The organism is Lysinibacillus sp. FSL W8-0992 (genome assembly GCF_038008685.1).
In the GTDB taxonomy this organism is placed as follows: Bacteria; Bacillota; Bacilli; order Bacillales_A; family Planococcaceae; genus Lysinibacillus.
Genome location: NZ_JBBOZQ010000001.1, coordinates 1,541,508 through 1,566,774 on the forward strand (window position 1 = coordinate 1,541,508; position 25,267 = coordinate 1,566,774).

At 38.3% G+C, this 25,267-nt stretch carries 25 protein-coding genes; 13 read left to right on the forward strand and 12 right to left on the reverse strand.

Annotated elements, in window-relative coordinates:
• From NSQ74_RS07480 to NSQ74_RS07500, 5 genes are read left to right on the forward strand one after another with little or no spacing between them, the layout of a single operon-like run.
• Entirely contained in the window at window positions 1-885 is an 885-nt protein-coding gene (locus NSQ74_RS07480; RefSeq protein ID WP_340822436.1) for an acetaldehyde dehydrogenase (acetylating), read from the forward strand.
• Window positions 886-899: 14 nt separating this feature from the next.
• The gene (gene dmpG / locus NSQ74_RS07485) at window positions 900-1,913 is read left to right on the forward strand and encodes a 4-hydroxy-2-oxovalerate aldolase (protein ID WP_340822439.1); all 1,014 of its coding nucleotides are present in this window, start codon (window positions 900-902) and stop codon (window positions 1,911-1,913) included.
• 20 nt (window positions 1,914-1,933) lie between these two features.
• Entirely contained in the window at window positions 1,934-2,725 is a 792-nt protein-coding gene (locus NSQ74_RS07490; RefSeq protein ID WP_340822440.1) for a 2-keto-4-pentenoate hydratase, read from the forward strand.
• A gap of 16 nt (window positions 2,726-2,741) precedes the next feature.
• Window positions 2,742-2,939: a 2-hydroxymuconate tautomerase gene (locus tag NSQ74_RS07495; protein WP_340822441.1), complete on the forward strand. Its 198-nt coding sequence runs from the start codon at window positions 2,742-2,744 to the stop codon at window positions 2,937-2,939.
• Between the two features lie 13 nt (window positions 2,940-2,952).
• Window positions 2,953-4,428, forward strand: coding sequence for an aldehyde dehydrogenase (locus NSQ74_RS07500; RefSeq protein WP_340822442.1), 1,476 nt, complete (start codon window positions 2,953-2,955; stop codon window positions 4,426-4,428).
• Between the two features lie 160 nt (window positions 4,429-4,588).
• Here NSQ74_RS07500 and serA read toward each other — a convergent pair whose 3' ends face one another.
• A complete protein-coding gene (gene serA / locus NSQ74_RS07505) occupies window positions 4,589-6,196 on the reverse strand; it encodes a phosphoglycerate dehydrogenase (protein ID WP_340822443.1) in 1,608 nt (535 codons plus the stop codon).
• An 804-nt stretch (window positions 6,197-7,000) separates the two neighbouring features.
• Between serA and NSQ74_RS07510 the strand changes: the two genes are divergently transcribed.
• Window positions 7,001-8,653, forward strand: a complete 1,653-nt coding sequence (locus NSQ74_RS07510) for an FAD-binding dehydrogenase (protein ID WP_340822444.1) — start codon at window positions 7,001-7,003, stop codon at window positions 8,651-8,653.
• Window positions 8,654-8,810: 157 nt separating this feature from the next.
• On the opposite strand, the gene trhO is transcribed toward NSQ74_RS07510, so the two are convergent.
• Window positions 8,811-9,773, reverse strand: coding sequence for an oxygen-dependent tRNA uridine(34) hydroxylase TrhO (trhO, locus tag NSQ74_RS07515; RefSeq protein WP_340822445.1), 963 nt, complete (start codon window positions 9,771-9,773; stop codon window positions 8,811-8,813).
• Between the two features lie 139 nt (window positions 9,774-9,912).
• Here trhO and NSQ74_RS07520 point away from each other — a divergent pair, with 139 nt between their 5' ends.
• Window positions 9,913-10,695 carry an enoyl-CoA hydratase gene (locus NSQ74_RS07520; RefSeq protein WP_340822446.1) on the forward strand — a complete coding sequence of 261 codons (783 nt, stop codon included), beginning with the start codon at window positions 9,913-9,915 and terminating at the stop codon, window positions 10,693-10,695.
• Between the two features lie 250 nt (window positions 10,696-10,945).
• Here the strand turns inward: NSQ74_RS07520 and NSQ74_RS07525 are convergent, their stop codons facing one another.
• Window positions 10,946-11,131 (reverse strand): YhzD family protein, encoded by a 186-nt coding sequence (locus NSQ74_RS07525; protein WP_173479813.1) that lies wholly within the window; start codon window positions 11,129-11,131, stop codon window positions 10,946-10,948.
• A 304-nt stretch (window positions 11,132-11,435) separates the two neighbouring features.
• On the opposite strand from NSQ74_RS07525, the gene NSQ74_RS07530 reads away from it, so the two are divergent.
• The 3 genes from NSQ74_RS07530 to yhaM are packed head-to-tail and all read left to right on the forward strand — an operon-like array spanning window position 11,436 to window position 16,482.
• Window positions 11,436-12,650, forward strand: a complete 1,215-nt coding sequence (locus tag NSQ74_RS07530) for a metallophosphoesterase family protein (protein ID WP_340822447.1) — start codon at window positions 11,436-11,438, stop codon at window positions 12,648-12,650.
• Window positions 12,647-15,547, forward strand: a complete 2,901-nt coding sequence (locus NSQ74_RS07535) for an ATP-binding protein (RefSeq protein WP_340822448.1) — start codon at window positions 12,647-12,649, stop codon at window positions 15,545-15,547. The genes NSQ74_RS07530 and NSQ74_RS07535 overlap by 4 nt, the downstream gene beginning before the upstream one ends.
• Complete coding sequence (gene yhaM, locus NSQ74_RS07540) at window positions 15,544-16,482, forward strand: 3'-5' exoribonuclease YhaM (RefSeq protein ID WP_340822449.1); 939 nt, start codon at window positions 15,544-15,546, stop codon at window positions 16,480-16,482. The genes NSQ74_RS07535 and yhaM overlap by 4 nt, the downstream gene beginning before the upstream one ends.
• A 57-nt stretch (window positions 16,483-16,539) precedes the next feature.
• Here the strand turns inward: yhaM and NSQ74_RS07545 are convergent, their stop codons facing one another.
• The gene (locus NSQ74_RS07545) at window positions 16,540-17,487 is read right to left on the reverse strand and encodes a peptidylprolyl isomerase (RefSeq protein ID WP_340822450.1); all 948 of its coding nucleotides are present in this window, start codon (window positions 17,485-17,487) and stop codon (window positions 16,540-16,542) included.
• A gap of 142 nt (window positions 17,488-17,629) precedes the next feature.
• Here NSQ74_RS07545 and NSQ74_RS07550 point away from each other — a divergent pair, with 142 nt between their 5' ends.
• Entirely contained in the window at window positions 17,630-17,737 is a 108-nt protein-coding gene (locus NSQ74_RS07550) for a YjcZ family sporulation protein (RefSeq protein WP_080647610.1), read from the forward strand.
• A gap of 180 nt (window positions 17,738-17,917) precedes the next feature.
• On the opposite strand, the gene NSQ74_RS07555 is transcribed toward NSQ74_RS07550, so the two are convergent.
• From NSQ74_RS07555 to NSQ74_RS07580, 6 genes are all read right to left on the reverse strand, one after another.
• Window positions 17,918-18,103 (reverse strand): hypothetical protein, encoded by a 186-nt coding sequence (locus tag NSQ74_RS07555; RefSeq protein ID WP_010857338.1) that lies wholly within the window; start codon window positions 18,101-18,103, stop codon window positions 17,918-17,920.
• A gap of 70 nt (window positions 18,104-18,173) precedes the next feature.
• Window positions 18,174-18,719: a DUF3267 domain-containing protein gene (locus NSQ74_RS07560; protein WP_340822453.1), complete on the reverse strand. Its 546-nt coding sequence runs from the start codon at window positions 18,717-18,719 to the stop codon at window positions 18,174-18,176.
• Window positions 18,720-18,840: 121 nt separating this feature from the next.
• Complete coding sequence (locus tag NSQ74_RS07565; protein ID WP_029747195.1) at window positions 18,841-19,401, reverse strand: HTH-type transcriptional regulator Hpr; 561 nt, start codon at window positions 19,399-19,401, stop codon at window positions 18,841-18,843.
• Between the two features lie 156 nt (window positions 19,402-19,557).
• On the reverse strand, window positions 19,558-19,953 hold the full coding sequence (locus NSQ74_RS07570) for a YtxH domain-containing protein (RefSeq protein ID WP_340822454.1): 396 nt from the start codon (window positions 19,951-19,953) through the stop codon (window positions 19,558-19,560).
• 195 nt (window positions 19,954-20,148) lie between these two features.
• Window positions 20,149-20,685 (reverse strand): tryptophan transporter, encoded by a 537-nt coding sequence (locus NSQ74_RS07575; protein WP_340822455.1) that lies wholly within the window; start codon window positions 20,683-20,685, stop codon window positions 20,149-20,151.
• A 164-nt stretch (window positions 20,686-20,849) separates the two neighbouring features.
• Complete coding sequence (locus tag NSQ74_RS07580) at window positions 20,850-21,263, reverse strand: HIT family protein (protein WP_340822456.1); 414 nt, start codon at window positions 21,261-21,263, stop codon at window positions 20,850-20,852.
• 107 nt (window positions 21,264-21,370) lie between these two features.
• Between NSQ74_RS07580 and NSQ74_RS07585 the strand changes: the two genes are divergently transcribed.
• Both NSQ74_RS07585 and NSQ74_RS07590 read left to right on the forward strand, forming a co-directional pair.
• Window positions 21,371-22,120, forward strand: coding sequence for an ABC transporter ATP-binding protein (locus NSQ74_RS07585; RefSeq protein WP_340822457.1), 750 nt, complete (start codon window positions 21,371-21,373; stop codon window positions 22,118-22,120).
• Window positions 22,104-23,288: an ABC transporter permease gene (locus NSQ74_RS07590; protein WP_340822458.1), complete on the forward strand. Its 1,185-nt coding sequence runs from the start codon at window positions 22,104-22,106 to the stop codon at window positions 23,286-23,288. Before NSQ74_RS07585 ends, NSQ74_RS07590 begins: the two co-directional genes overlap by 17 nt.
• Window positions 23,289-23,364: 76 nt before the next feature.
• Here NSQ74_RS07590 and NSQ74_RS07595 read toward each other — a convergent pair whose 3' ends face one another.
• Entirely contained in the window at window positions 23,365-24,525 is a 1,161-nt protein-coding gene (locus NSQ74_RS07595; RefSeq protein ID WP_340822459.1) for an amidohydrolase, read from the reverse strand.
• A 26-nt stretch (window positions 24,526-24,551) separates the two neighbouring features.
• Window positions 24,552-25,070: an antibiotic biosynthesis monooxygenase family protein gene (locus tag NSQ74_RS07600; protein WP_340822460.1), complete on the reverse strand. Its 519-nt coding sequence runs from the start codon at window positions 25,068-25,070 to the stop codon at window positions 24,552-24,554.
• Between the last annotated feature and the right edge of the window lie 197 nt (window positions 25,071-25,267).

Here is a 25,267-nt window from a genome sequence, read left to right on the forward strand (position 1 = left end):
ATGGTCAAATTGAAAGTCGCAATTTTAGGCTCCGGTAATATTGGTACAGATTTAATGTACAAAATTGAGCGTAGTGCGTATTTAACGATGAGTGTCATGGTTGGAATAGATTCCACATCGGAAGGCATTCGACGGGCGAAGGATCGTGGTTATCATACAATTACAAATGGGATTTCGGGCTTAGTTGCATGTCCTGAGCTTTTTGATATTGTGTTTGACGCGACAACTGCCAATGCGCATACGTTGCATAGTGAGCAGGTGCTTGCTCTTGGCAAAAAGATAGTCGATTTGACGCCAGCAGCTATCGGGCCATTTGTTGTGCCTTGTGCAAACTTAGAAAAATATATGGACGTTGACAATGTCAATATGGTGACTTGCGGGGGGCAAGCAACGATTCCGATTGTCTATGCCATTAACGAAGTGGCGGATGTCGCTTATGCAGAAATTGTTGCTACAGTTGCAAGTAAAAGTGCAGGACCTGGCACACGGGCTAATATTGATGAATTTACACGGACAACAGCAAGGGCAATAGAAGAAGTAGGCGGAGCAAAAAAAGGCAAAGCTATTATTATTTTAAATCCTGCGGAGCCACCAATTATGATGCGCGACACTGTACATGTATTAGTAAATGAAGTGGGCAAGGAAGAAGAGATTACAAAAGCGATTGAAGATATTGTGTGCGCTGTACAGCAATATGTACCTGGATATCGCATGACAAGTGCGCCAATTTTTGACGGTAATCAAATTTCGATTTTTATAGAAGTTGAGGGGGCGGGGGATTTCTTCCCACCGTATTCAGGAAATCTTGATATTATGACGGCGGCAGCTGTTCAAGTTGGTAATCAAATGGCTAAGCAGCAACATGAAACAGTTAAGTCGAACTAATGGAGGTGAGCATGATGACAAAACAACTAACAGTGTTAGATGTTACATTGCGGGATGGCAGTCATTCTATGCGACATGCATTTACAGAGCAGCAAGTAAGAGACGTAGCTAGAGGTTTAGGAGAAGCAAAAGTGAAGTACTTTGAGGTTTCCCATGGCGATGGATTAGGTGGCTCTTCTTTGCAATATGGCTTTTCAAAAGTGGATGAACTGAAGCTAATTGAAGCAGCAAAAGAAGAATGTGGTGATGCTGCGATTTCAGTATTAATATTACCTGGCATTGGGCTAAAGGAAGATTTAAAAAATGCAGTGAAGGCTGGCGCTAAAATGGCGCGCGTTGCAACTCATGTAACCGAGGCAAATGTTGCTGGTCAACATATTTATTTAAGTCGAGAGTTAGGATTGAAAACAGTCGGCTTTTTAATGATGGCACATATGGCTCCAACATCAGTAATAGTAGAGCAGGCGAAATTATTTGAGAGCTATGGGGCTGAAATTATATATGTAACGGACTCAGCAGGTGCTATGCTACCCCATGAAGTGAAGGAGCGGGTAGCTGCGCTAAAATCTCATGTTTCTTGTGAAATTGGCTTTCATGCGCATAATAACTTATCACTAGCTATGGCAAATACGATGGCTGCAGTTGAAGCAGGTGCTACGTATGTGGATGGTAGTTTACGCTGTTTGGGAGCAGGAAGTGGCAATACTCAAACTGAAGTAATGGTGGCAGTTTTTAATCGTCTAGGTTATGAAACTGGCATTGATTTATATAGAACAATAGATGTTGCGAATGAAGTAGTAGCACCATTTATGCCACGGTCACAGGAAATAACAGGGTCTAGCTTAATGATGGGCTATGCTGGTGTGTATTCAAGCTTTTTATTATTTACTCAGGAAGCTGCGAAAAAATATAACGTAGATGAGCGTGAAATTTTAGTGGAGCTTGGCAAAATGAAAGCTGTTGGTGGTCAAGAGGATTTAATAGCAGAAATAGCTCGTAATATAGCAAATGCTAAGCAGACAGTATAAGTAGAATGGAGGAACTCGCCATGATGAAAACCGATACGCTTGAGCAAATTGCGTATGAATTGTATCTAGCAGAGCGGGATGTCTATGAGGTTACGAAGTTTGTTGAGCAATATCCAGAATTGACTGTAGAAACTGCCTATGAAATTCAAGCCAAACTAATTGAACTAAAGTGTAAACATGAGCAGACAACCATTTCAGGATTCAAGCTTGGCTTAACAAGTAAAGCTAAACAGCAAATGATGGGTGTTCATGAGCCTTCATACGGTGTGCTATTAGCGAATATGGCGTTAAATGTACAACAACCGATATCGTTAAAATCACTCATTCATCCGAAAATTGAACCTGAGGTTGCCTTTGTGTTTAAGCAGGATTTAATTGGTCCGGTAGTTACTGTGGCACAAGTACTGACCGCGACTGAGTATATTGCTCCTGCCATGGAAATAATTGATAGTCGCTATTTGAACTTCAATTTTACATTACCGGATGTAATTGCTGATAACTCCTCTTCCTCTCGCTACATAGTGGGTTCGCAAAAATATACGGTAAGTGAAGTTGATCTAGTCAATATGGGGTGTATTTTTTCACAAAATGATGAAATTATTGCAACGAGTACGGCAGGATCTGTTATGGGGCATCCAGCAAGAGCAATAGCGTGGATGGCAAATAAATTAATTGCTCGGGGCCAGCACATTCGAGCAGGAGATGTTGTACTTAGTGGTGCACTAACAGGCTCTGCGACAATGCGTTCAGGCGATAGCTTTAGCGTAAGTTTTGACGGTATGGAACCATTATCTGTTCAAGTTGAGCTATAGATAAGGAGGAGACGATATGCCATTTATTCAAGTAACATTCATTGAGGGCCGTACATCTGAACAAAAGGAACAATTAATTGAAGAAATCAGTAAAACGGTTTCATCGGTGTTTGATGCACCGCTTGAAACGATTCGTGTATGTTTAAATGAAATCCCAAGTTCTCATTGGGGAATATCAGGAAAGTCCATCCAACGTCGACAAAATGAAGAGTAAGGAGTGGTCTATCATGGCGAATATACAAACGAAATTGAAAGAAGTAAAACTATTTATTAATGGGGAATATGTAGAATCTTCTTCTCAAACATTGTTCGAGGTGAAAAATCCTGCTACTCAAGAAATTATTGCACAGGTACACGAAGCAAGTTTTGAGGATGTAGATCGTGCTTGTGAAGCTGCGCGTCAAGCTTTTGAAGAAGGGCCTTGGCGAACAATGCCATTATCGGAGCGCTGTGCAAAAATACGGCGGATGGCTGAAATCATTGTTGAACGTAAAGAGGAGTTAGCACGCTTAGAGGCATTAGATGTAGGGAAGCCTTACCAGGTTGCATTAGAACGTGAAATACCTCGGGCAGCGGAAAACTTGAAATTTTTTGCGGATTTTATGGAGCACCAAGGTGGCGAAGTATACCCAATGGACGATGCGTATTTAAATTATACGCGCTATGAGCCAGTTGGGGTTGCTGCATTAATTACACCGTGGAATTTACCTTTTATGCTCACAACATGGAAGCTTGGCCCATGTTTAGCTTCAGGAAATACAGCAGTTATAAAACCAGCAGAAATTACACCATTAACTGTATCGTTGCTTGGTGAGATTGCACAACAGGCTGGAATCCCGGATGGGGTCGTTAATGTTGTGCATGGCTTTGGTGTACAGTCAGCAGGAGAATTTATGACTACACATCCTGAAGTCGATTTAATTTCTTTCACGGGGGAAACAACAACAGGTAAAGCCATAATGAAAAATGGGGCAGATTCATTGAAAAAGGTATCGTTTGAATTAGGCGGAAAGGCAGCGAACATCATTTTTGAAGATGCGAATTTGGACAAAGCCATTCCTGTATCAATTCAGGCGGCATTTATGAATTCTGGTCAAGTTTGTCTAGCTGGGTCACGCATTTTAGTGCAGCGTAATATTTTAGATGAATTCCTTAGACGTTTTAAAGAAGCGGCATCAGCATTAGTTGTTGGCGATCCTCAAGATGCCAAGACGAATATGGGGCCAGTCGTAAGTCAAGCACATTATAACAAGGTAACGAGCTATTTAAGCATCGCTGAATATGAAAACTCTACGCTTATTTACGGGGGGGAGCGCCCTGAATTACCAGCCCATTTGAGTACTGGCTATTACTTACAACCGACTATCTATTTACAGGAAAACCCGCAAGCACGCATTTGCCAAGAGGAAATTTTCGGTCCCATTGTTACGATTATTCCATTTGATACAGAGGCAGAGGCACTTGCCATTGCAAACGGCACAGAATACGGATTGAATGCTGTAATTTGGACAGAAAATTTACAACGAGCACACCGTATTTCGCACGATGTTCGTGCAGGAACAATTTGGGTCAACTGCTGGTTTGTACGTGATTTACGTACACCGTTTGGAGGTTTTAAAAAGAGTGGTGTAGGGCGTGAAGGTGGTCACCATAGCTTAGAGTTTTTCACGGAAGCCAAAAATATTTGTATTGCATTGAAATGATGTACAACTATTCATCAGTCCAATTTAAAAGTGTGTACCTCAGAATCGTCTCTCTGAGGTACTTTTTTTAATGAAAAATAAAAAGTATCTAATAGCATCAGCTTTTAAGTGCACAAAAAAGCAGAGAGCGCGAAACTCTCTGCTAACGAAAATTTAATGATTAAAGATCAATTGCTTTTACTTCATCGATGTTTTCAAGTTGTGAAACGTATGTTAAATCTTCTTCTGTAACAACATTATCGACTGTTAGCATCATCACAGCTGTTCCACCAACTTCAGCACGCCCAACTTGCATTGTTGCGATGTTGATATCTTTTTCAGCTAGTTTTGTTGCTACGCGTCCAATCGCACCTGGTTTATCTGTGTTTTTAATGTAAAGAAGGTGACCTTCTGGTACAACGTCTACTACGTAGTTTTCGACTTTTACGATACGTGCACCAAGGCCATTTAATAATGTACCAGCAACAGTATGTGTTTCAGTAGCCGTTTTTACTTCAACTGTAATTAAGCTTGTGAAGCCTTTTGCAGTAGTTGTTTTATGTTCGTTAATTTTCATACCAATACGTTCAGATAAATAACGAGCATTGACGTCATTAACGTGATTACCATGGTTTTTAGCTAATAAACCTTTTAAAGCATTAGAAGTTAAAGGACGTACGTCGTAGTTTGCAACTTCACCAGCATAAGATAGGTTAATTTCTTTAACTGGCTCAGCTGTTATTTGAGATAAGAATGAACCAAGTTTTTCAGCTAATTCAAAGAAAGGTTCTACTTGTGCAAGTAGTTCTTTCGGAATTGATGGCATATTTACTGGGTTTGTTACCGTACCTGTTTTGTAGAATTTAATGATATCGTTTGATACGTCAACTGCTACAGATTCTTGTGCCTCAATTGTAGAAGCACCTAAGTGCGGTGTTGCAATTACTTGTGGTAAAGTTAGTAATTTGTGGTCAGTCGCTGGCTCAGAAACGAAAACGTCAAGAGCTGCGCCTGCTACTTTACCTTCAACAATAGCATCATATAGGTCATCCTCATTAATGATACCACCACGAGCACAGTTAATAATACGTACGCCCTCTTTCATCATTGCAAACTTTTCTTTGTTAATAAGGTTACGTGTTTCTGGTAGTAATGGTGTGTGTACTGTAATGAAATCTGCAGCAGCACAAATTTCTTCGACAGTAGATTTTGTAACACCTAGCTCATTTGCACGTTCATCAGTTAAGAATGGATCGTACGCCATAATGTTCATACGTTGACCTTTTGCACGGTAAGCTACTTCTACGCCAATACGACCGAAGCCAACAACACCAAGCGTTTTATTTTTAAGCTCAACCCCAACATATGATTTACGATCCCATTTCCCATTTTTCAATGTATTGAAAGCTTGTGGAATGTGACGAGCAAGAGAAGTCATCATTGCGATTGTATGTTCAGCGGCAGAGTTTGTGTTACCATCTGGTGCATTAACAACGATAATACCGTGTTCTGTTGCAGCAGCTAGGTCAATATTGTCTACACCTACACCAGCACGTCCGATTAATTTTAAGCTTTTTGCCGCTTCAATTACTTCGCGTGTTACTGTTGTTTGAGAACGAACGAGTAAGACATCAATATCAGCGATTTTTGCCATTAATTCCTCAGGTGCTAGTCCAGTATCGATAATTACGTTTAAATCTAAATCTTTTTCTTGGCGTAATGGGAAAATACCATCTTCACTTAGTGGATCAGCGATAAATACGTTAATTGTTTTTGTTACAGTAGTCATTTGTAATTAGCTCCTTTTAAATAAAATTATTAGTGATGTCTATATGTGCAGTCCGCATTTTGTTAAATTGCGGGTTCTACATCATGCAAACAATCTTCTTTATCGAAAAATATAAAAGCCTTCCGCGCCTTACGAACACAAATATTGTGTCGTAAGGGGCGAAAGGCTGAAAAATATAGGTTCGCGGTACCACCCTTAATTACTGCTCGAAAGAATTTCGTTGCAGTCTTAGCTATATGCGTAACGTGCATGTGACGGACAGGCTTACTTTTGGTTTTCGGCTCGTCTATTCGGGAGTGGAACTATATCGTAGAAATCACTGATTTACACCAACCATCAGCTCTCTTGGGATTTTCTTTCGACTAGCGTGTCTCCGTCGTTATATTTTTGTGTGATTAAATTTGTTAACATCATAATCCCTATTGTTCACCTTTGTCAACAATTATTCAAAAAAAGATTAAAATTACTCCCTTCAAAAGTCTGAAAACTGCTTATATACGAACTATTTATAATTTATACGTTTTTATTGTTCGTCTTTTTACAGAGGACATTGTAAGCGCTAACGAATGTGTCAAGACAGAGAATATAGGGGTTTAGCGAGTGTAAAAAGATAAAAAGTTTTTGGAGGATAATTATATTAAATTAGATTATTTACATAAAACTTCCTTTGATTTAAGACGGAATGCGAACATTTCGTTAATGCCACATATTTGTCGAAATTATAAAACGATAAGGAGGTAAAGTGCCAATAAGAGAAGAATGTATGTAAAGAAAGATAGATTTAGATTTTTCGGGGGTGTTGGGATGAAATATGATGTAGCAATTGTCGGAGCTGGTTTAGCGGGACTAGTTGCAGCCTGTGAGTTAATCGATGCAAAGAAACGTGTACTACTGGTGGACCAAGAGCCTGAAAATTCAATGGGAGGACAGGCATTTTGGTCTTTTGGTGGGCTATTTTTAGTAAATTCACCAGAGCAAAAAAGGCTTGGTATTAAAGATAGTAAAGAGCTTGCATGGCAGGATTGGCTAGGGACTGCTGGCTTCGATCGTTTAGAAGATGAGGATTCATGGGCTTACAAATGGGCAAGGGCTTATGTAGATTTTGCTGCAGGTGAAAAATACGCATGGCTTAAATCATTAGGTATAAAGTTTTTCCCTGTTGTTGGTTGGGCTGAGCGAGGTGGTTCATTAGCGGGAGGACACGGTAATTCGGTTCCTCGCTTTCATATTGTGTGGGGAACTGGGCCAGGGATTGTAAAGCCTTTTGCAGATAAAGTGAAAAAAGCGATAAAGGAAGGAATTATTGATTTTAAACCGAGACATCGTGTGGATGAATTTATACAACAGGATGGTCGAATTACTGGCATTAGTGGCACAATTTTAGCTGAAAGCTTTGCACAACGAGGAGAGCAAAGTTCACGCATTGGGGTAGGTGCTTTTTCCTATGAAGCAAAGGCAGTCGTTGTCGCAAGTGGGGGCATTGGTGCAAATATAGATTTAGTACGCAAAAATTGGCCAGCTCGACTTGGCACTCCGCCAAAAAATATAGTATGCGGCGTACCAGCTTATGTAGATGGTCGCATGTTAGAAATTACTGAACATGCGGGTGGTCGTATCGTCAATCGTGATCGGATGTGGCATTATACAGAGGGTTTAAAAAACTGGGATCCAATTTGGCCAAACCACGGTATTCGTATTTTGCCAGGTCCATCATCTTTATGGTTTGATGCTGAGGGAAATCGCTTTGGAGCACCGAACTTTCCAGGGTTTGATACATTAAGTACGTTAGAGGCCATACAAAAAACAGGTTATGATTATTCATGGTTTATTTTAACGGAAAAAATCATTGAAAAGGAGTTTGCTTTATCAGGTTCAGAACAAAATCCCGACTTAACGAATAAAAGCATATCAGAGTTAATGAAACGCATTTTACCGGGTCCACCTGCACCGATCCAAGCATTTAAAAATCATGGTGAGGATTTTGTTATTGCAAACGATTTAAAGCAGCTAGTAGATGGCATGAACAAGCTTGCAGGAAATGAATTGCTTGATTTTCTTAAAATTAAAGAGCAAATATTAGCTCGGGATCGTGAAATGGACAATAAATTTACGAAAGATATACAGGTAAATGCAATACATGGAGCAAGAAATTATATTGGTGATAAAGTAGTGCGGGTTGCAAAACCACATAAAATTTTAGATACAAAAAATTGGCCCCTTATTGCAGTACGATTAAATATTTTAACCCGCAAAACATTAGGGGGCTTACAGACGAATTTAGATGGAGCTGTATTTGGCATGGATGGACAACCGGTACCAGGGTTATTTGCAGCAGGAGAAGTTAGTGGTTTCGGAGGGGGCGGTGTACATGGTTACCGCGCATTGGAAGGAACGTTTGTCGGAGGATGTTTATTTAGCGGACGACAAGTTGGCCGCTTTTTAGCACAACAATCATAAGTGCCAGGCACTCAAACAATTTTGAATTCTTATGGCGTAGCCATAATCTAAGAAAAATCCTATGGGAACGCACGCAAAGTAAGCCACAACAGACGGCGCGATTGCGACGGTTGCGGCTTACGATGTGCTGCGTGAAGTGCCAGGCACCCAAACAATTTTATTTTTGAACTTGTGCAATTTTTGCTATTTGTTCTTCTACTTGCTCTTTTGTCCATTCATTTTCTTCAACGAAAAAATTACGTTTTGCGCGACGGCAATCGTCTGAACAGCTACGCATATAGAATGCCTCGTGCTTTTCCTCACATAGCATTAATTTGTGGCACTCAGGATTAGCGCAGTTTGTATAGCGCTCTGTTGGTTCGCCTGTAAAATAGTCCTTACCAATCACCACATGCTCGACCTGATTAATAGGCACACTGCGGCGGCGATCAAAAATAAACATTTGGCCATCCCATAATTGTCCCTTTACTTCAGGGTCTTTAGCATACGTTGCAATACCACCATGTAGTTGACCGACACTTTCACCGTAGCCTTCACGTTTTAACCAGCCAGAAAATTTTTCACAGCGAATGCCGCCTGTGCAGTAAGTTAAGATGTTTTTACCAGTAAAGTCTTCTTTATGTTCCTCCATCCAAGCCGGAAGATCACGGAAGTTTTCAATTTCAGGGCGCACCGCATTGCGGAAATGTCCTAAATCAAATTCATAATCGTTACGTGCATCTATAATAACCGTATTGTCTTCTTGCATACGAGTCATAAATTCTTTTGGTGTTAAATAATCCCCAGTTATTTCTAAAGGGTTAATATCATTTTCTAAGCCGAGGTGTACAATCTCCGTACGAGGTCGGACATGCATCTTTTTAAAAGTATGCCCTTCTACTTCATCGATTTTCCACATAATATCGCTAAAACGAGGGTCCGCTTTCATATAATTCATGTAGCTTTCAGTTTGCTCAATCGTACCAGAAACTGTACCATTTATGCCCTCTAAACCTACTAAAATACGACCAAGTAGACCAATTTCTTTACAAAATGCTAAATGCTCTTCGGCAAATGCTTCTGGGTCCTCAATAGCAACATATTTATAATAAAGTAATACACGAAAGTCCTTTTGTGTCACAAAAATACCCACCTTCAATTTCATTATTCGACATTAAATATAGCATAACAACGACTATTTTGCGTAGGAGAGAAGGAGTTTTCAGAAAAAACACGAATAGTACATAGTGAATGACTATTCATATTTGGGGGTGTAGGGCATGGAATTTTCAACAATTACATTAGAAAAATTAGAGCGTCGTGCTACTTTAACGCTAAATCGACCACATGCTATGAATGCGATGGATGATGTGATGATGCGTGAATTAGCAGAGTGTTTTGAAGCATTACAGCAGGAGCAAGAAATACAGGTTTTAGTTATTCGTGGGGAAGGAAAGGTCTTTTCTGCGGGCGGTGATATTAAAGCAATGCTTGATCCAAATAAGCCGCTAAATATCGATGAGGCAATGGTATATTTAACACGTATCGTCAAAGCTTATTACCAACTACCAATGATTGTTATTGCTGCGGTTCATGGTGCATCAGCAGGGTTAGGCTTTAGTTTAACACTAGGTGCTGATATCGTAGTTGCCTGTGAAAATAGTAAGCTTGCTATGAATTTTATAGGGATTGGGTTAATTCCCGATGGTGGTGGCCATTTCTTTATGAAGGAAAGACTTGGCACTGTGAAAGCGAAACAAATGATTTGGGAAGGCAAAGTGCTAACAGCCGAGGAAGCACACAATATAGGCTTAATCGATTATGTTGCGCCTGAAGGATCGGTCTTTGCAGTGGCAGATCAATTAGTTGGAAAGATGCTAGCATCACCAATTGCTTCAATGATTATGACTAAAAAGGTTTTACATGCACAAAACTTGCCGCAGTTAGAGAGCGTTTTAGCGATGGAAGCACAAGGCCAATCTGCTATGCGTAAAACGGCTGATCATTTAGAAGGCATCCATGCATTTGTTGAAAAAAGAACACCGGTCTTTGTAGGACATTAAGGTATTTAGTATGGTCCACAAGCTGAATACAAACATTAAATATTAATCCCAATGGATTTTAATACGACGCAAGCCCCATCACATAGACTTCTGTTACGAGAAAAGAGAGATTCCATTTCGGATGCTCGATCTCGTCCACAAAAGTGAAGTGGTGGGGCTTGCCGATTTATCAATTATATAACTATTTGCAAACTTTGTTACTGTGTGAGACACCTAGAGTATTTTCTACGTGTCTTTCTAATTTCATAGTTTAAACATGGAATAATATTAATTTCCCAGAAGAGTTAACAAGGCGATGTGTTTTTTCTGCAACGCCCTTCTCTACGATTTGCTGTTGACCATTTACTTTTGCAGCTTCATCGCTTTCAAAAGTCCAAGTTTCATCAAAAAGTGTTTCCCCAGTTTTTTCAAAAGCTGTAAAACGATAATTATTCATAAACAAACCCCACCCTTTACTTGAATATATATCTATTATACATAGAAGAAATATAAACTTCACGGTATATCTAGCGAATATTTCGATAATTTACGAAAAATGTGGAAAATTTAGTACAACATGAAGATCAATAGTTCTATGATTTCGTTTCTCAACTAACATGAAGTATGATAAAATAGAACAAATATTCGCTTTCGATTGATCCTTTTGTACAGGGCATAAAGCTACAAAGCTTTGTACAAGCACAATGAAAATCTAGACGAAATAATGAACAAAGGTTTAATTAATTAGTAGAGGTGATTGGATGTCCGCAATTCGTTTTTTCCATATGGCAGATTTACATTTAGATAGTCCTTTTAAAGGCTTATTTGGATTACCTGAAAAGAATCTAAAAAAAATTCGAGCAAGTACTTTTGAAGCATTTGATAAAATTATTCAGAAGACAATCGAAGAAAGACCAGATTTCCTACTCATTGTAGGGGATCTTTATGATGGCGAAAATCGCAGTTTACAGGCACAAAGACGTTTTCAGGCAGCGATGGAGACGCTATTTGAACATAATATCCCCGTCATTGTCAGCTATGGCAATCATGACCACTTACATGGTTCTTGGACACGTTTTGCTTTGCCAAGTAATGTTTACGAATTACCAGCTGATACGAGTGTTGTACAATTAAAAATACGTGGTCAGCAAGTAAATATTTATGGTTTTAGCTATGGTGAGCGTCATGTTAAGGAATCGATGATTGATCGTTATCCTGTTGCGCAGGATCAGCATGCAATTCATATAGGTATGCTGCATGGCAGTGAAGCAAGTGATTCTACACATGCGGTATATGCACCATTTAAAAAAGAGCAACTTCTTGAAAAAAGATATCATTACTGGGCGCTTGGCCATATTCATAAACGACAGCTATTACACAACGAACCTCCGATTGTTTATCCAGGTAATATTCAAAGTAGACACCGCAATGAACAAGGAGTGAAAGGATTTTATGATGTAACCTTATCGCAAACAGCTGCTAATTTAACATTTATGCCGACTTCTGCTGTTGTCTATAATATGGTGGAGGTGGATTGCACAAATGTGCTTCATGCAAATGAGTTACTACAAAAATGTGAAGAGGCAATCGCTCATAATCGAATGGCGTATGGAGCATCTGTAATTGAGCTTCATTTAAAAAATATAGATGAAGAAGCTGCAGCATTATTTGAGCATGCTTCGGTAGAAGAATGGCTTGAAACAATTCGGGAGTCAGAAGATGGGATTGAACCAATGGGATGGGTGCAAAAACTTATTTTGCATAAAGTTTCATCATCACATGAGTCGACTACTATGACTGAATCAGTAATCAGTGTAATGGAGCAGTGGGATATTTCTGATTGGAAAGATATTTTAAAGGATTTGTACCAGCATGCGAGTGGTGCAAGATTTGTAGAACCTTTAACAGAACGAGAAATTGAACATTTGAAGCTGGATGCTCAGGAGTTATTAACCGATGAAATTCAAAGGGTGTGAAAACTTTGCTAACGATACAAAAAATCCACATTTACGGCTTTGGTAAGCATGAAAATATCACAATCTCTTTGCAAGACGGTGTCACTATTTTTTATGGCATGAATGAAGCTGGTAAAACGACCATACAGCAATTTATTTTACAGATGCTTTTTGGATTTCCGACAAAGCAACAAAGTCAGCGAAAATACGAGCCAAAAACATCACCGAAATTTGGGGGGCAGCTGACTATTCTCCACCCAATATATGGTCAATGTACAATTGAACGTGTTAAAGGAAAGGCTACTGGTGATGTTACTGTATATACAGAAGATGGTATGAAGGGGCATGACGAGCTTTTAGCCAAGTTTTTATATGGCTATTCACGCGCATCATTTGAAGCGATTTTTTCATTTTCAATTCATGAACTGCAAGGTATCGAAAAAATGTCAGAGGATGAATTGACACATCTATTGCTTGCATCAGGGACAACTGGCATTCATCGGCTATCTGCGCTTGAAAAAAAATTAGAAAAAGACGCTGGAGAGCTTTTTAAAAAATCTGGTAAAGTTCCGCTCATTAATCAAAAAATCGAGTATTTAAAGCAACTTGAAAAGGCTATTAAGAAAGAACAGGCTACAATCCATACATTCGAAGATAAATCACTCAAATTACAGCAACTTGAGCAAAGATTGAAAGATTTAAATAAACAACAAAAGACACTGCAACAAGATTGGCAGCAACTTACGGTCATCAAACAGGCAATGCCACTTATAGAACAGCAAGAAACGCTACAGCAATCATATAAAAGTTATGCACATGTTCAATTTCCACCAGAAGGAATTAGACGTTACGAACAATTAAAAGATCGACTGACGCACGAAACATTACAGATGACTCAACTAGAAGAACAATATCAAGCTTTAAAAAGGAAGCTTCAATTGACAGCAGATGAACAAGCAATTGAAGAGATTTCAAGGCTGATGAATAAAGAAGCAACTTGGAATCAGCTCCTCGTCAAAGAGCAGAACCTGAAGGACGAGCTGTTTGTACTAGAGCAAGATATTGAAGCACAGTTTCGTTTATTAGGCGTGCAGGAATTGGAAGCTCAAGCAGCCCTTTTAGAGGGAACTGTATCTTTGCAACAAGAGGAACAATTTCAGCGACAGTTGACTGTCTTAAATGAAGCTGAGGAAGAGCTCAAGTTTTATCTACAATCGTTAGAGCGAATACATGAGGAACTAGATAGCATTTCTCGACAGAAAAAACACCTTCAGCAGGAGTCATTAACAGCTGAGGAAGAACATATTTTAGCACAGTGGCCCCAGAGAAAAAGGCGCTTAGAACAATTGCGTCATGTTAAATCGCAACGCTCAAAACAGAAGCAGCCAACACTTTTTGTTATCCTTGTGTTAGCTATAAGTATTGTTGCGCTTATTTACGGTATTTTAGAAAAGAATTGGGCGGTAATGGTTATTGGTGCCATCTTATCGCTAGTATTCTTATTGTATTTAAAACAAGCGAAACAAGCTGATGATGGGCCTCCTGAGCATAATAGCCAATTACTGAGAGAACTAGAGCAAGAAGAAAATATTGTTCAAGTGTTACTTGTGAAAAAACAACGGCTTGAAGATCGTTGGATGCTAGCTAACGAGCAACAGCTTGATAAAGAACGACAGTATGCACAGCTTGAACATAAAATTCAACAAGCTGAGCAAGTAAGCGCCGAGGCAACACATATGCTGCAAAGCTTTTTGGAACGTTTTCGCTTAGAGGGAAGTGTACCGCGGTCACTTTTACCAGAGTTATTTATGCGTATTCGTGGTGTACAAGAGTTGGTAGTCAAAAAAACAAGCATATATAAGCTTTTACATGCTATACAATCTGAAAAAAATGAGCTTTATGAAACGCTACAGCAAGTTTTAAAGAATGAGTATAGTGAGCAGGAAATCTTTGTACATCTACGCTCAACATATTTAGCAATTCAGAAGGAGCAACAACAAATGTTGCAAACAAAGGAACAACTCGCTCAAATACATTCAAAAAAACAAGAAGTACAACCGCTTTTGGAAAACTATGAATCGGAAATAGCAAAATTATTTCATGACGCAAATGTAGAATCAGAAAACGCATTTTACGAGGCATATGAACAATTTCAACATCAGCAAAAGCTTCAGTCCGAACTACAAGCGATTCAATATCAATTAGCCTCATTAGATATGCAACAGCAAGAAAGCTTTTTAAGTGCGGATCAACTTCATGAAAAAATACAAGCACTGGAAGAAGTACGCAATGCCGTTCGAATAGAAATTGAACATTGCTTAGAAGAGCGGGCTGCCTTGCAGATTGAAAAGGAACATTTGCTTAACGATGAACAATATGGTCTACTGTTGCAGCAGTTTGAGCAAGAAAAGGCATTGTTGCAACAGCTAATGGAGCAATGGGCTACTAAAAAAGCGTTAGCAACAGCTATTCATGAAACATTATTCCGTTTGCGTGAAGAAAAATTACCACATGTACTTACACAGGTAAATGCTATATTCCATTCGTTAACAGGTGGTCGTTACGATAAACTTTTCATTCATGAGGAAGGCTATTTTGAGGCGCAAGCAGTTTCTGGCTTACGCTATCATGTAGCAGAATTATCACAAGCTACAAAGGAGCAGGTCTATATTTCATTGCGAATGGCATTAGCGAAAACCCTTGCAACGTCAGCGCCATTTCCATTTATAATGGATGATCCTTTTGTCCATTTTGATCGAAACCGTACAAACAAAATGGTACAATTAATGAAAGAAGTAGGATATGAACGTCAAATTTTATATTTTACTTGCCATGAAGAGATGCTCGCACTTTGGCAAAAAGAGCAAATTGTCGATCTAGGAGCACTAGCAAATGAAAGGGGAGTGACGTCAACATGAAAGGTATTACGACGCTCCAAGTTGGAGAATCAGTTGATCAATTTTTATTAATTAAACAATCGACAAAAGGGGTTACCACTGTAGGGAAGCCATTTATGTCACTGTTACTACAAGATAAAAGTGGAGATATTGAGGCGAAACTCTGGGATACAAACGAAGATCATGAAAAAATGTACCATGCAGAGGCGATAGTGCATGTAGGTGGAGAAATTCATGACTATCGTGGGAAAAACCAATTACGTATCAAAACAATTCGTGTGGCAAAGCCGGAGGAGGGAATTGCCGTTAATGATTTAGTTCCTTCTGCTGCTACGCCAAAAGAAGAGCTTTATGAGGAATTGACACAATTCTTCTTTGATATTAAAAATCCAAATATTTCACGTATTACGCGTGCAGCTATTAAAAAGCACCAGGATGCTATTTTAGTATTTCCAGCAGCAACGAAAAACCATCATGATTATGCATCAGGCTTATTAGACCATATGGTATCGATGTTAAAGCTAGGGAAAGCCATTGCTGATTTATATCCAACGCTAAATCGGGATCTATTATATTCGGGAATTATTTTACATGATATTGGTAAGGTTGTTGAACTATCTGGTCCGGTGGCGACAATGTACACTGTAGAAGGTAATTTACTTGGTCATATTACGATTATGGTCAATGAAATTGCTAAAATTGCAAGCGAACTTGAAATCGAAGGCGAAGAAGTGATGCTCTTACAACATCTAGTGTTGTCGCATCATGGGAAAGAGGAATGGGGAAGCCCGAAAAAGCCAATGATTCAAGAAGCGGAAATTTTACATTATATTGATAATATTGATGCAAAAATGAATATGCTTACACGCGCATTAGGTAAAACTGGTCCTGGAGAATTTACAGAGAGACTATTTCCACTCGATAATCGATCATTTTACAAGCCAAATATTCAGTAAAACGAAAAGGGTTACGCCTGTATTGGCGTAACCCTTTTTCATATAGTAAAACAATTACTATTTAGATTCTTTGTCTGTGCTTTCATCTGCAGCTTTTTTAGCAGCTTCTTCATCTGCTTTTGCTTGTTCTTCACTTGTTATTGTAAAAGATTCTAAAGCTTCTTTTAATTCTTTATCAGAAGTTTTAAAGTTTGCATCTTTTGCCAATTGAGCGATGATGTCTTTTAACAATGTTTGTGCTTCACCAGTTTGTGTAAGCTTGTTTAACATTGTTGTACGAATTTTTTCTTCTTCATCTTTAAATGCGCCTACATCTTTTACATCGCGCTTTTCCGTAATTTCAATTACGTGGTAGCCGTAGCTTGATTTAATTGGCTCACTTAATGTGTTTAATGGAAGGGCATAAGCCGCATCATTGAATTCATCTACCATAGAACCAACTGTAAACCAACCTAACTCTCCGCCTTTTGCTGCAGAACCAGTATCAGTTGAGTATTCTTTTGCAACATCAGCAAAAGAAGCGCCACCTTTAATTTTTTCAATCGCTTCTTTCGCAGTTTTTTCATCTGCTACAAGAATGTGGCGACCATTTAATTCTGTTTTCATTTGCTCATAATATTTTTTTACGTCTTCTTCTTTAATTGCTTTGTCTTTTAAAGCTTTTTCTTGAAGTAGTTGTACACGTAAAGAATCTTTAAAGCCTTGTTCAGTTAAGCCGTTTTCTGCTAGTGCTTGTGCAAAGCTATCGCCGAACTGTGATGCAGTTGCATCATATTGTTCTTTAATTTCTTTATCAGTCACTTCATATTTGTCTGCTAATACTTTTTCAGTCACCATCTGTTGTAATACATAAGAGCCTGTTAAAGTTTTCGCTTTTTCGTTAAAATCAGATACTGAAATATCGCCTACTTTAGATGTAACTAATGCTTTGCTATCAGCTCCACTACAAGCACCAAGAGCTAAAATTGAGGCTGCTAATGTTAAAGATAATACAGTCTTTTTCATATGGATATTCTCTCCTTAATTCATTTCGTCCATTTTTTACTATAACATAAACGTTTTAAAAACAAAATGGTTCCCCCTTGAGTATAGCCTAAATTTCAAATTTCAAAGCGCATAGGATATAGAAAAGAAAGGGGGTGAAGTTATGAGCAACGGAGGATACGGTGGTGGCGGTGGCTACGGCTCAGGCTTTGCTTTATTAGTTGTGTTATTTATTTTATTAATTATTGTTGGTGCAGCGTTCCTATACTAATTAATAAAATGCCGAAAAGCTAAGGATATGCTATTCCTTAGCTTTTCTTATCAATATCTAGGCATTCGCTCCGCACGCTTGGGTCGAGGCCGAAAAAATTTGGCGTCAATTAATTTCCCATTGCTGCATGGATGTTTTAAATACATGACCCGCGTGCGGACTGGCGCGGATGCATCTTCATTAGACCGCGAATAAAATTTCAACATAAAATGAAACAAGTAAAATTGTAATAAGTATATTGATAGTTCGGAATATCTTTGGTTGGTTTTCTTCGGGAATTTCACGTCGCATGCACAGTGCATAGGTCATGCGATTGATTTGAAATAAATAGAATACCGAGAATAGAACTACAATCATTAATAGCAAGTCTATTCCTCCCCTCTTTCAGTATTATTAGCATATCAAAAAACGTCAATAAAACACAAGTACAAGCGAATCAGTTAATTGTAGGTGGTACTAAAATTTCATAGCCCTTCGGTGTTTCTTCAATTTGGGCATCTTTAGGTGAATTCAACAAATACTTCACGTAAAGAATATCAATTAAACATAAACTACAATGATACGCTAAAAGTAATGTACCGTAATGTGTATAGGCAGGTAGTAGCCATGTAGCAATAACGATACTTGTATTTAACACGATAAATGGTGCAAGTAATGCGAAAATATATCGGTTTTTAGATAATGGCTCACGGATACGCATATGCAGTACAGGAATAAAGTAAAACTGTTTCTTTATACGTAATTTGAGATGCTGACGTAAGTCATATAATGCTAGAAAGTGTAAACATTTATGAATAGGATAAAGCGCAAGGACGGCAATTACAAATAGCCAGAACAAATGATCAGTATAATACTCATCGTTAAATAAATTAAATGTCACATAGGACACGGAAAAGACAGTGAGAAAAACAATTACAGCCATCATTACAATACGTGTTGTTCCATAATGATGTTCAAGGTTTAAAATTTTCCAACAGTGCACGTTAAATATCAACTCCATAATAGGGAAGGTTCCTATTCAATGTAAATTGATTTCTATAAGATTGCAAGAGAAAGGAGGTATTTCAGAAATGTTTCTGAAATGCCTCCTTTTTTAGCATAAATTATCCTTTTACAGTTGAACGTTCTTCTAACGTGTCAAAGGAATCACGGAAGTGTTGAAATGAACGTTCAAAAATATCGATAAAGTCTTCACCGTAAATATTACGAATAACAGCCATCACATCTAAAAATTCTGGGAAACGACCATATAAATCTTTCAAAGCAAGCGAGCCCTCAAGCACAGAATGATATGTGTTATGATAATTGCTATTCATTTCAATAATAAGGTCTGTCCCTGTTTCAGTTAGCTCTACATAAGTATTACGCTTGTCATCATCGCGTTTCGAAAACTTCAGTAATCCTCGTTCCTCTAACTTTTTCGAGAAGTTAAATGCTGTTGAAACGTGCATTACACCAAATTTTGCTACGTCTGAAATGGAAGCCCCTTTTAAATGATATGAAATCCACAATATATGGTGCTCGTTAATGTTTAAATCGTATGGTTTAATCCATTGTTGCCAATCTTTTTCAACTGCTTTCCATAAAGCTTTTGATAATTGTGCAATTCTTTGACTGTATAGCATTGCTTCTTTTTGAGTGTATAATTCCTCTGACAAAGCCATCACCTACTGCTTTCTTTAACGTTTTAAAATTATTATAGCAATAAAGAAAAAAAGTTTAAAGTTAGAAAAATTAAAAAATTGAAAAGTGGTTAAAAAATAACATTTTGATGATTATTTTTGGTAAAAAAATAGGCTTTGATATCCTTGTATAAAACTTTATGCCTGCACTTTTTCTTGCGGTTTTTTCTTTTTATCGGTGAATTGTGCAACGTTTTTCTCGATTTCGTTAATTGAATTCTGTAATGCTTCTATTTCTTGTTGTAAATTATTCTTTGTCGGTTCGATTTCTTGCGTAAAGGTAGTAATCGATTGTTTTAGATCATTTATTATTTGTGGTATATTATTTTTTGCTTCATTTGTTAATGTGCCCACGGATTGTTTAACGTTGCTGACTTGATGTTTTACATCTTGAAGTTTTAGTTTGGCACTATCAGTATTGGAAAGTATTGTAGAACGTAATTGTTGGCCCGATTGAGGTGTTGAGAAAAGGACTGCAATTGCGCCTCCTATAATACCTGTTGTTAATCCGATTAAAAATGGTTGTGCTTTCATAGTAAATACCTCATTTCTATATTTGTTATCTTTCTTCTATTAAACCATGAAATCAGTCGATAAAAAAAGAAAAAAGAAGCTAAACGAGTGATTTTGTCTCACTGTTTAGCTTCTTCCCTTATATTAAGGCTTAAAACGTCTTACGTCCGCAACTACAATTGTTAAAAGTAGTAGTACAGTGCGGTTAGTGCTGTTTTATAATGCTTGCGAAATTGCTGTGTTGAATTTAGAACGCTTCACAAGTTTCGCAACGATAGGATAAATAATAACAAATGCTACGACGTTAAATGCAACAGCTGGTATTACAACCCCAACAAACAGCATTGCAAATGTTGCGCCTACGTTAGCGTTAAATACAAAAAGGGCAACAGATAAAAAGACAGTACCTGATAAAATCGTACCTAATCCAACTAATACAGAGGATACAGCGAAATGATTCGTAACTTTTTTCAGCACGATAAGGATTGCTAAAAACACAAAACCTGTAACAGCTTTATCAATAATATTTGGGATAAAGCCTGCTGGGAAAGTTGTAAATAAACCTGAAAGCACCCCTGTTGATAAAGAAAGTAAAAAAGTTTCTTTTATCGAAGGGAACAATAAAATGCCGATAAACATCATCGTTAACATGAAGTCAGGCTTCATTCCATTTACCATACCTGGTGTGACCACATAAAGGGCAGCACCGACACCGACTAAAAGTGCCATTAACACTAGATTTTTTGTATTCATTTCTAATCTCTCCTCAACTATGCTAATCTATTTGTTTCCTAACGTGTCCTCATGACCGTTAGCGAAACTTATTTGTGATTGTACGCTAAAATTGATCGTTTGACAATAGCGTTCAATGTCCAGTTAATAAGCTGTTTTGTACTAAATTGTTTGAGTGCCTGGCACTATAAATTGGCTTTAATGCTGTCGGCTACTTCTGTTAATTGTTCTGGTGTGTATGTTTGTGTTTGCCAAATTAAGCCTAGGCCTTCTTTTTCATCGTAACGCGGAATAAAATGTAAGTGGTAGTGGAAAACAGTTTGTCCAGCTGCAGCACCGTTGTTATTAATTGTATTCATACCAATTGGGTTAAATGCTGCTTTAATGGCATTCGCAAGCTTTGGCGCGACTGCATATAAATTACGCGCTACATCTTCTGGCATTTCAAACAAATCCTGACAATGGTGTTTTGGAATTAATAATGTGTGACCTTTTGCAACAGGTGAAATGTCCGTGAATGCATAGACATGTTCGTCTTCGTAAACTTTTGTACTTGGAATTGATCCATCAATGATTTTGCAAAATAGGCAATCGCTCATTCGTAAAATCCCCCTTAAATTTTTATATGTAAGTTTATTCTATCATACTCATAACTGAATCATTTGCTAATTTTTGATAAAATAATAACAAGAAGAGGAGTGAGAGTATGTCGGTATTAGAAGTGCAGCATGTGACAGGCGGTTATACGAAGAAGCCTGTTATTAAAGAATTGTCATTTACAATAGGTAAAGGAGAACTTGTCGGGCTAATTGGTTTAAATGGTGCGGGTAAAAGTACAACCATTAAACATATTATAGGAACAATGCTTCCCAAAGAAGGCGACATTCGTCTAAATGGCGTGACGTTAAAAGAAAACATGGACAAGTATCGGACAGCATTTTCATATATCCCTGAAACACCGGTTTTATATGATGAGTTAACATTGCGTGAACATCTAGAATTAACAGCAATGGCTTATGGTTTAGATGAGGCTACACTAGCGGCTCGTTCAGAAATATTATTGAAGGAATTTCGTATGGAAAAACGCTTAAATTGGTTCCCATCGCATTTCTCAAAAGGTATGCGTCAGAAAGTAATGATTATGTGTGCTTTTTTAGTGAACCCGAGTCTCTATATAATTGATGAACCGTTTGTCGGACTAGATCCACTTGGTATTCAATCATTGCTCGATCAGATGGATACAAAGAAAAAAGAGGGTGCATCCATTTTAATGTCGACGCATATTTTATCGACAGCTGAAAAACATTGTGATCGAATTATTTTATTGCATGAGGGACGCGTTCGAGCACAAGGCACGATGGTGGATTTACGTAAAACGTTTGGTATGCCACATGCAACATTGGATGACCTTTATATTGCAATGACGAAGGAGCGGGACCATGAAGAACTTGCGTGATGTATGGTCCTCGCGCTTCATGCACTATATAAGTGAAGTACAAAAATATATGCAGTTTGTTTTCACTGGACATATAGCGCTTGTACTTGTGTTTCTTGTTGGAGCTGGGGGCTATCAATATAGTGAGTGGTTGAAAATCGTTGAGTCTGATTTTCCTGCTGAAGGGCTAATTGCCTTAATAATTGGTGTATTACTAGCATTTAGCCGTCCAACGACATTATTGCGTGAGCCAGACCAAGTGTATTTATTGCCATTAGAATCAAAAATGTCGCTGTATTTAAAAAAGGCAATAGCGTGGACGTTTTGGTCACAAGTTTGGATTGTGGCAATCGTTTATATCATAAGTATTCCTTTATTAAAAGCAGTAACGGAACTAACAACATCTAATATTTGGTCACTGTTTTTCCTTGTTATCGCCTTAAAGTTTGTTAGTGTACAGGGGGAATTTAGTTATCGTTATAGTGAACGTGGTCATTATGTTTGGGTAGATAGACTAATACGAGCTATTGTATTTGGTGTAACCGTATATATGGGACTACAAATGCAACTTATTCTAGCATTAGTTGCAGCGATAATTGGTTGTGTCTATGTATTAGTATTTCGCAAAAAATGTGCGAACGAGCCTGTACCATATGAGCACTTTGTAAAACTAGAACAAAATCGAATGATGAGCTTCTATCGTTTCGCGAATTATTTTACCGATGTACCACATTTACATGGGAGTATTCGACGTAGAGCGTGGCTTGACTGGTTTTATAATTTTATCCCTTATCAAAAGGGGAATGCTCAAAAGTACTTAGTGTTCCGTACGTTTATCCGTACAGATGATCATTTTTATTTGTGGCTCCGATTAACTGCTATTTCCGCTGTTATTGCAGCCTTTGTAGATATTCCAGTTGTAACATGGATTGTTGCGGGTGCTTTAAGCTTTGCAACGACGATTCAGCTAAAGCAAGCATTATTATCTAGCGGTGAGTTCCGCATGGACATGCTTTATCCGTTGCCAGAGGGTGCGCGTAAAGCTGCTGTTAAGCAAGTAGTGCGTCTAACAATGATTGCTCAAGCTATTATCGTCACTTTATGCGGCGTGACGCAGCCGATGTTCTATGTAACGACGATAATTATCCTTGTAGTTAGTGAAATAACGGCAAAGGTGTCAAAATCTTAAAGAGGTAACTCTAATTTAATTAAAAAAGAAAGCTCATTTTGCCTAAGAACATTAGGCGATATGAGCTTTCTTTGTTTTATTCCACGATTTGATAGTCTAGCGCAGCGCTTAACATAACTTTTGCTGCTACTAGCATACCTTTTTCATCAATATCGAATTTCGGATGGTGATGTGGTGCATATTCATCAGGCGCGGCCCCCGTGAAGAAGAATGTACCTGGTTTTTCCTCTAAATAATAGGCGAAGTCTTCACCACCCATCGTTGCTGGTATTTCAACAACATCACAAATGTCTTGCGCGATATCACGAACAAATAATGTTTCTTTTTCATGATTCACGATTGCTGGATAACCTTTGCGATAGTCTAGTTCAATTGTGCAATCTTGTGCAATTTCAGTTCCTTGTACGACGCGTTTAAATTCACGTTCCATCGTTGCACGAACATCTTTGTCAAACGTACGGATAGTGCCATTTAAATACGCTGTATCTGCAATAATATTATCTGCATTTGACGCAACGAAAGAGCCAACAGTAAGAACTGCTGATTCAGTTGGAGCTACTCGACGCGCTACAAGTTGTTGCAAGTTCATGACAAGCTGAGAGCCGATAACAATAGCATCTTTCGTTTGATGTGGATGGGCGCCATGTCCACCTTTACCTTGAATTTTTAGTTCAAAGCTATCAACTGCTGCCATGAGTGGTCCAACACGGTAGCCAATCATACCCGTTGGATGATTGGATGATAAATGTGTACCAAATATAGCGTCAACACCGTTAAGTGCACCTGCCTGTATCATACCGATAGCACCGCCTGGGTCTGCTTCCTCGGCATGTTGATGAATCAGCACATATTCACCTGCTAACTCATCTTTCATTTCCCATAAAAGTTTCCCTACTATTAATAAAGTAGCAGTATGACCATCGTGGCCACAAGCATGCATAACACCAGCTACCTTTGATTTGTAAGGAACATCTTTTTCGTCTTGAATAGGGAGTGCATCAAAATCGGCACGTAAGGCAATCCTTTTACCAGGCTTGCTACCTTTAATACGTGCAATCAATCCATAGCCACTTACATTTGGTTCAACTGGGACACCGAGTTTTTGATAGTATTCACTAATATAGTTTGCTGTTTCTTTCTCTTGGAAGCTTAGTTCTGGATGCATATGTAGATGGCGGCGAATGGCCACCATTTCATCAAAATGAGCATCAATTTTATCGAGTATTTGTTGATTCATAAGTAAGTGCTCCTTTATTAAAAAAATTATGCCTCGTCGTCTTCTTTAGGGACAACGCTATAGGTCGTAACATAGGATGCGGCAGAGAAAATGTTTTGTTGTCGCACACCAGTTGGTTCTTCACGTTGTGCATGTGCAGTATTATACGCTTTTGAGCTTTTCCATGCTTCAAATGAGTGTGGCCCATTCCATTGTGTCATAACAATGTACGTGTCGCCATTTAATGGACGCAATAGTCGGAACGCTACAAAGCCAGGCTCGTTCTCAATTGCACGTGCGCGATTTAAAAAGCGATGTTCAAATACAGGTTTACCTTCATCTGTCACAGGAATATTATTGAAAACGAAGAAGCCGCGTTCTTCTAATTCGTTTACCGAATCTAACACTTCAAATTTACGAGGTGTAGCAAATACAGATTTCCCTTCAGTTTCATGAATGAGCACAGAATTACCTTCACCATGCATTAAAATCATATGTTCGTTAGGATACTTATTTTTCACCTGTTCCATAAACTCACCTGTGCCAGAAGTTAAATAAATATTCATTATTTTGCCCTCCTTATAAATGTCTAATAATCAGTGATTAACTCCATTTAAGTGTAAGTTACCCGCTTTGTCAAAAAAGAAAGCATGTAGAAAGAACAATTTTATGACATTTCACTAGGAAAACTATACAATAGCAGAGGAAGCGTTTACTATTGAAAACGGATATCAATAATAATGGAATAAACAAGTGATTTTTT

What these genes read in the sequence shown, in the direction of transcription:
- NSQ74_RS07510 (WP_340822444.1), top strand. Translation starts at nt 7,001, where the DNA reads ATGAAATATGATGTAGCAATTGTCGGAGCTGGTTTAGCGGGACTAGTT.
- NSQ74_RS07525 (WP_173479813.1), bottom strand. Translation starts at nt 11,131, where the DNA reads ATGAATAATTATCGTTTTACAGCTTTTGAAAAAACTGGGGAAACACTT.
- NSQ74_RS07580 (WP_340822456.1), bottom strand. Translation starts at nt 21,263, where the DNA reads ATGAGCGATTGCCTATTTTGCAAAATCATTGATGGATCAATTCCAAGT.
- NSQ74_RS07565 (WP_029747195.1), bottom strand. Translation starts at nt 19,401, where the DNA reads ATGGCTTTGTCAGAGGAATTATACACTCAAAAAGAAGCAATGCTATAC.
- NSQ74_RS07570 (WP_340822454.1), bottom strand. Translation starts at nt 19,953, where the DNA reads ATGAAAGCACAACCATTTTTAATCGGATTAACAACAGGTATTATAGGA.
- NSQ74_RS07490 (WP_340822440.1), top strand. Translation starts at nt 1,934, where the DNA reads ATGATGAAAACCGATACGCTTGAGCAAATTGCGTATGAATTGTATCTA.
- NSQ74_RS07575 (WP_340822455.1), bottom strand. Translation starts at nt 20,685, where the DNA reads ATGAATACAAAAAATCTAGTGTTAATGGCACTTTTAGTCGGTGTCGGT.
- serA (WP_340822443.1), bottom strand. Translation starts at nt 6,196, where the DNA reads ATGACTACTGTAACAAAAACAATTAACGTATTTATCGCTGATCCACTA.
- NSQ74_RS07520 (WP_340822446.1), top strand. Translation starts at nt 9,913, where the DNA reads ATGGAATTTTCAACAATTACATTAGAAAAATTAGAGCGTCGTGCTACT.
- NSQ74_RS07600 (WP_340822460.1), bottom strand. Translation starts at nt 25,070, where the DNA reads ATGAATATTTATTTAACTTCTGGCACAGGTGAGTTTATGGAACAGGTG.
- NSQ74_RS07480 (WP_340822436.1), top strand. Translation starts at nt 1, where the DNA reads ATGGTCAAATTGAAAGTCGCAATTTTAGGCTCCGGTAATATTGGTACA.
- NSQ74_RS07590 (WP_340822458.1), top strand. Translation starts at nt 22,104, where the DNA reads ATGAAGAACTTGCGTGATGTATGGTCCTCGCGCTTCATGCACTATATA.
- NSQ74_RS07530 (WP_340822447.1), top strand. Translation starts at nt 11,436, where the DNA reads ATGTCCGCAATTCGTTTTTTCCATATGGCAGATTTACATTTAGATAGT.
- NSQ74_RS07550 (WP_080647610.1), top strand. Translation starts at nt 17,630, where the DNA reads ATGAGCAACGGAGGATACGGTGGTGGCGGTGGCTACGGCTCAGGCTTT.
- yhaM (WP_340822449.1), top strand. Translation starts at nt 15,544, where the DNA reads ATGAAAGGTATTACGACGCTCCAAGTTGGAGAATCAGTTGATCAATTT.
- NSQ74_RS07495 (WP_340822441.1), top strand. Translation starts at nt 2,742, where the DNA reads ATGCCATTTATTCAAGTAACATTCATTGAGGGCCGTACATCTGAACAA.
- NSQ74_RS07595 (WP_340822459.1), bottom strand. Translation starts at nt 24,525, where the DNA reads ATGAATCAACAAATACTCGATAAAATTGATGCTCATTTTGATGAAATG.
- NSQ74_RS07500 (WP_340822442.1), top strand. Translation starts at nt 2,953, where the DNA reads ATGGCGAATATACAAACGAAATTGAAAGAAGTAAAACTATTTATTAAT.
- dmpG (WP_340822439.1), top strand. Translation starts at nt 900, where the DNA reads ATGACAAAACAACTAACAGTGTTAGATGTTACATTGCGGGATGGCAGT.
- NSQ74_RS07545 (WP_340822450.1), bottom strand. Translation starts at nt 17,487, where the DNA reads ATGAAAAAGACTGTATTATCTTTAACATTAGCAGCCTCAATTTTAGCT.
- NSQ74_RS07585 (WP_340822457.1), top strand. Translation starts at nt 21,371, where the DNA reads ATGTCGGTATTAGAAGTGCAGCATGTGACAGGCGGTTATACGAAGAAG.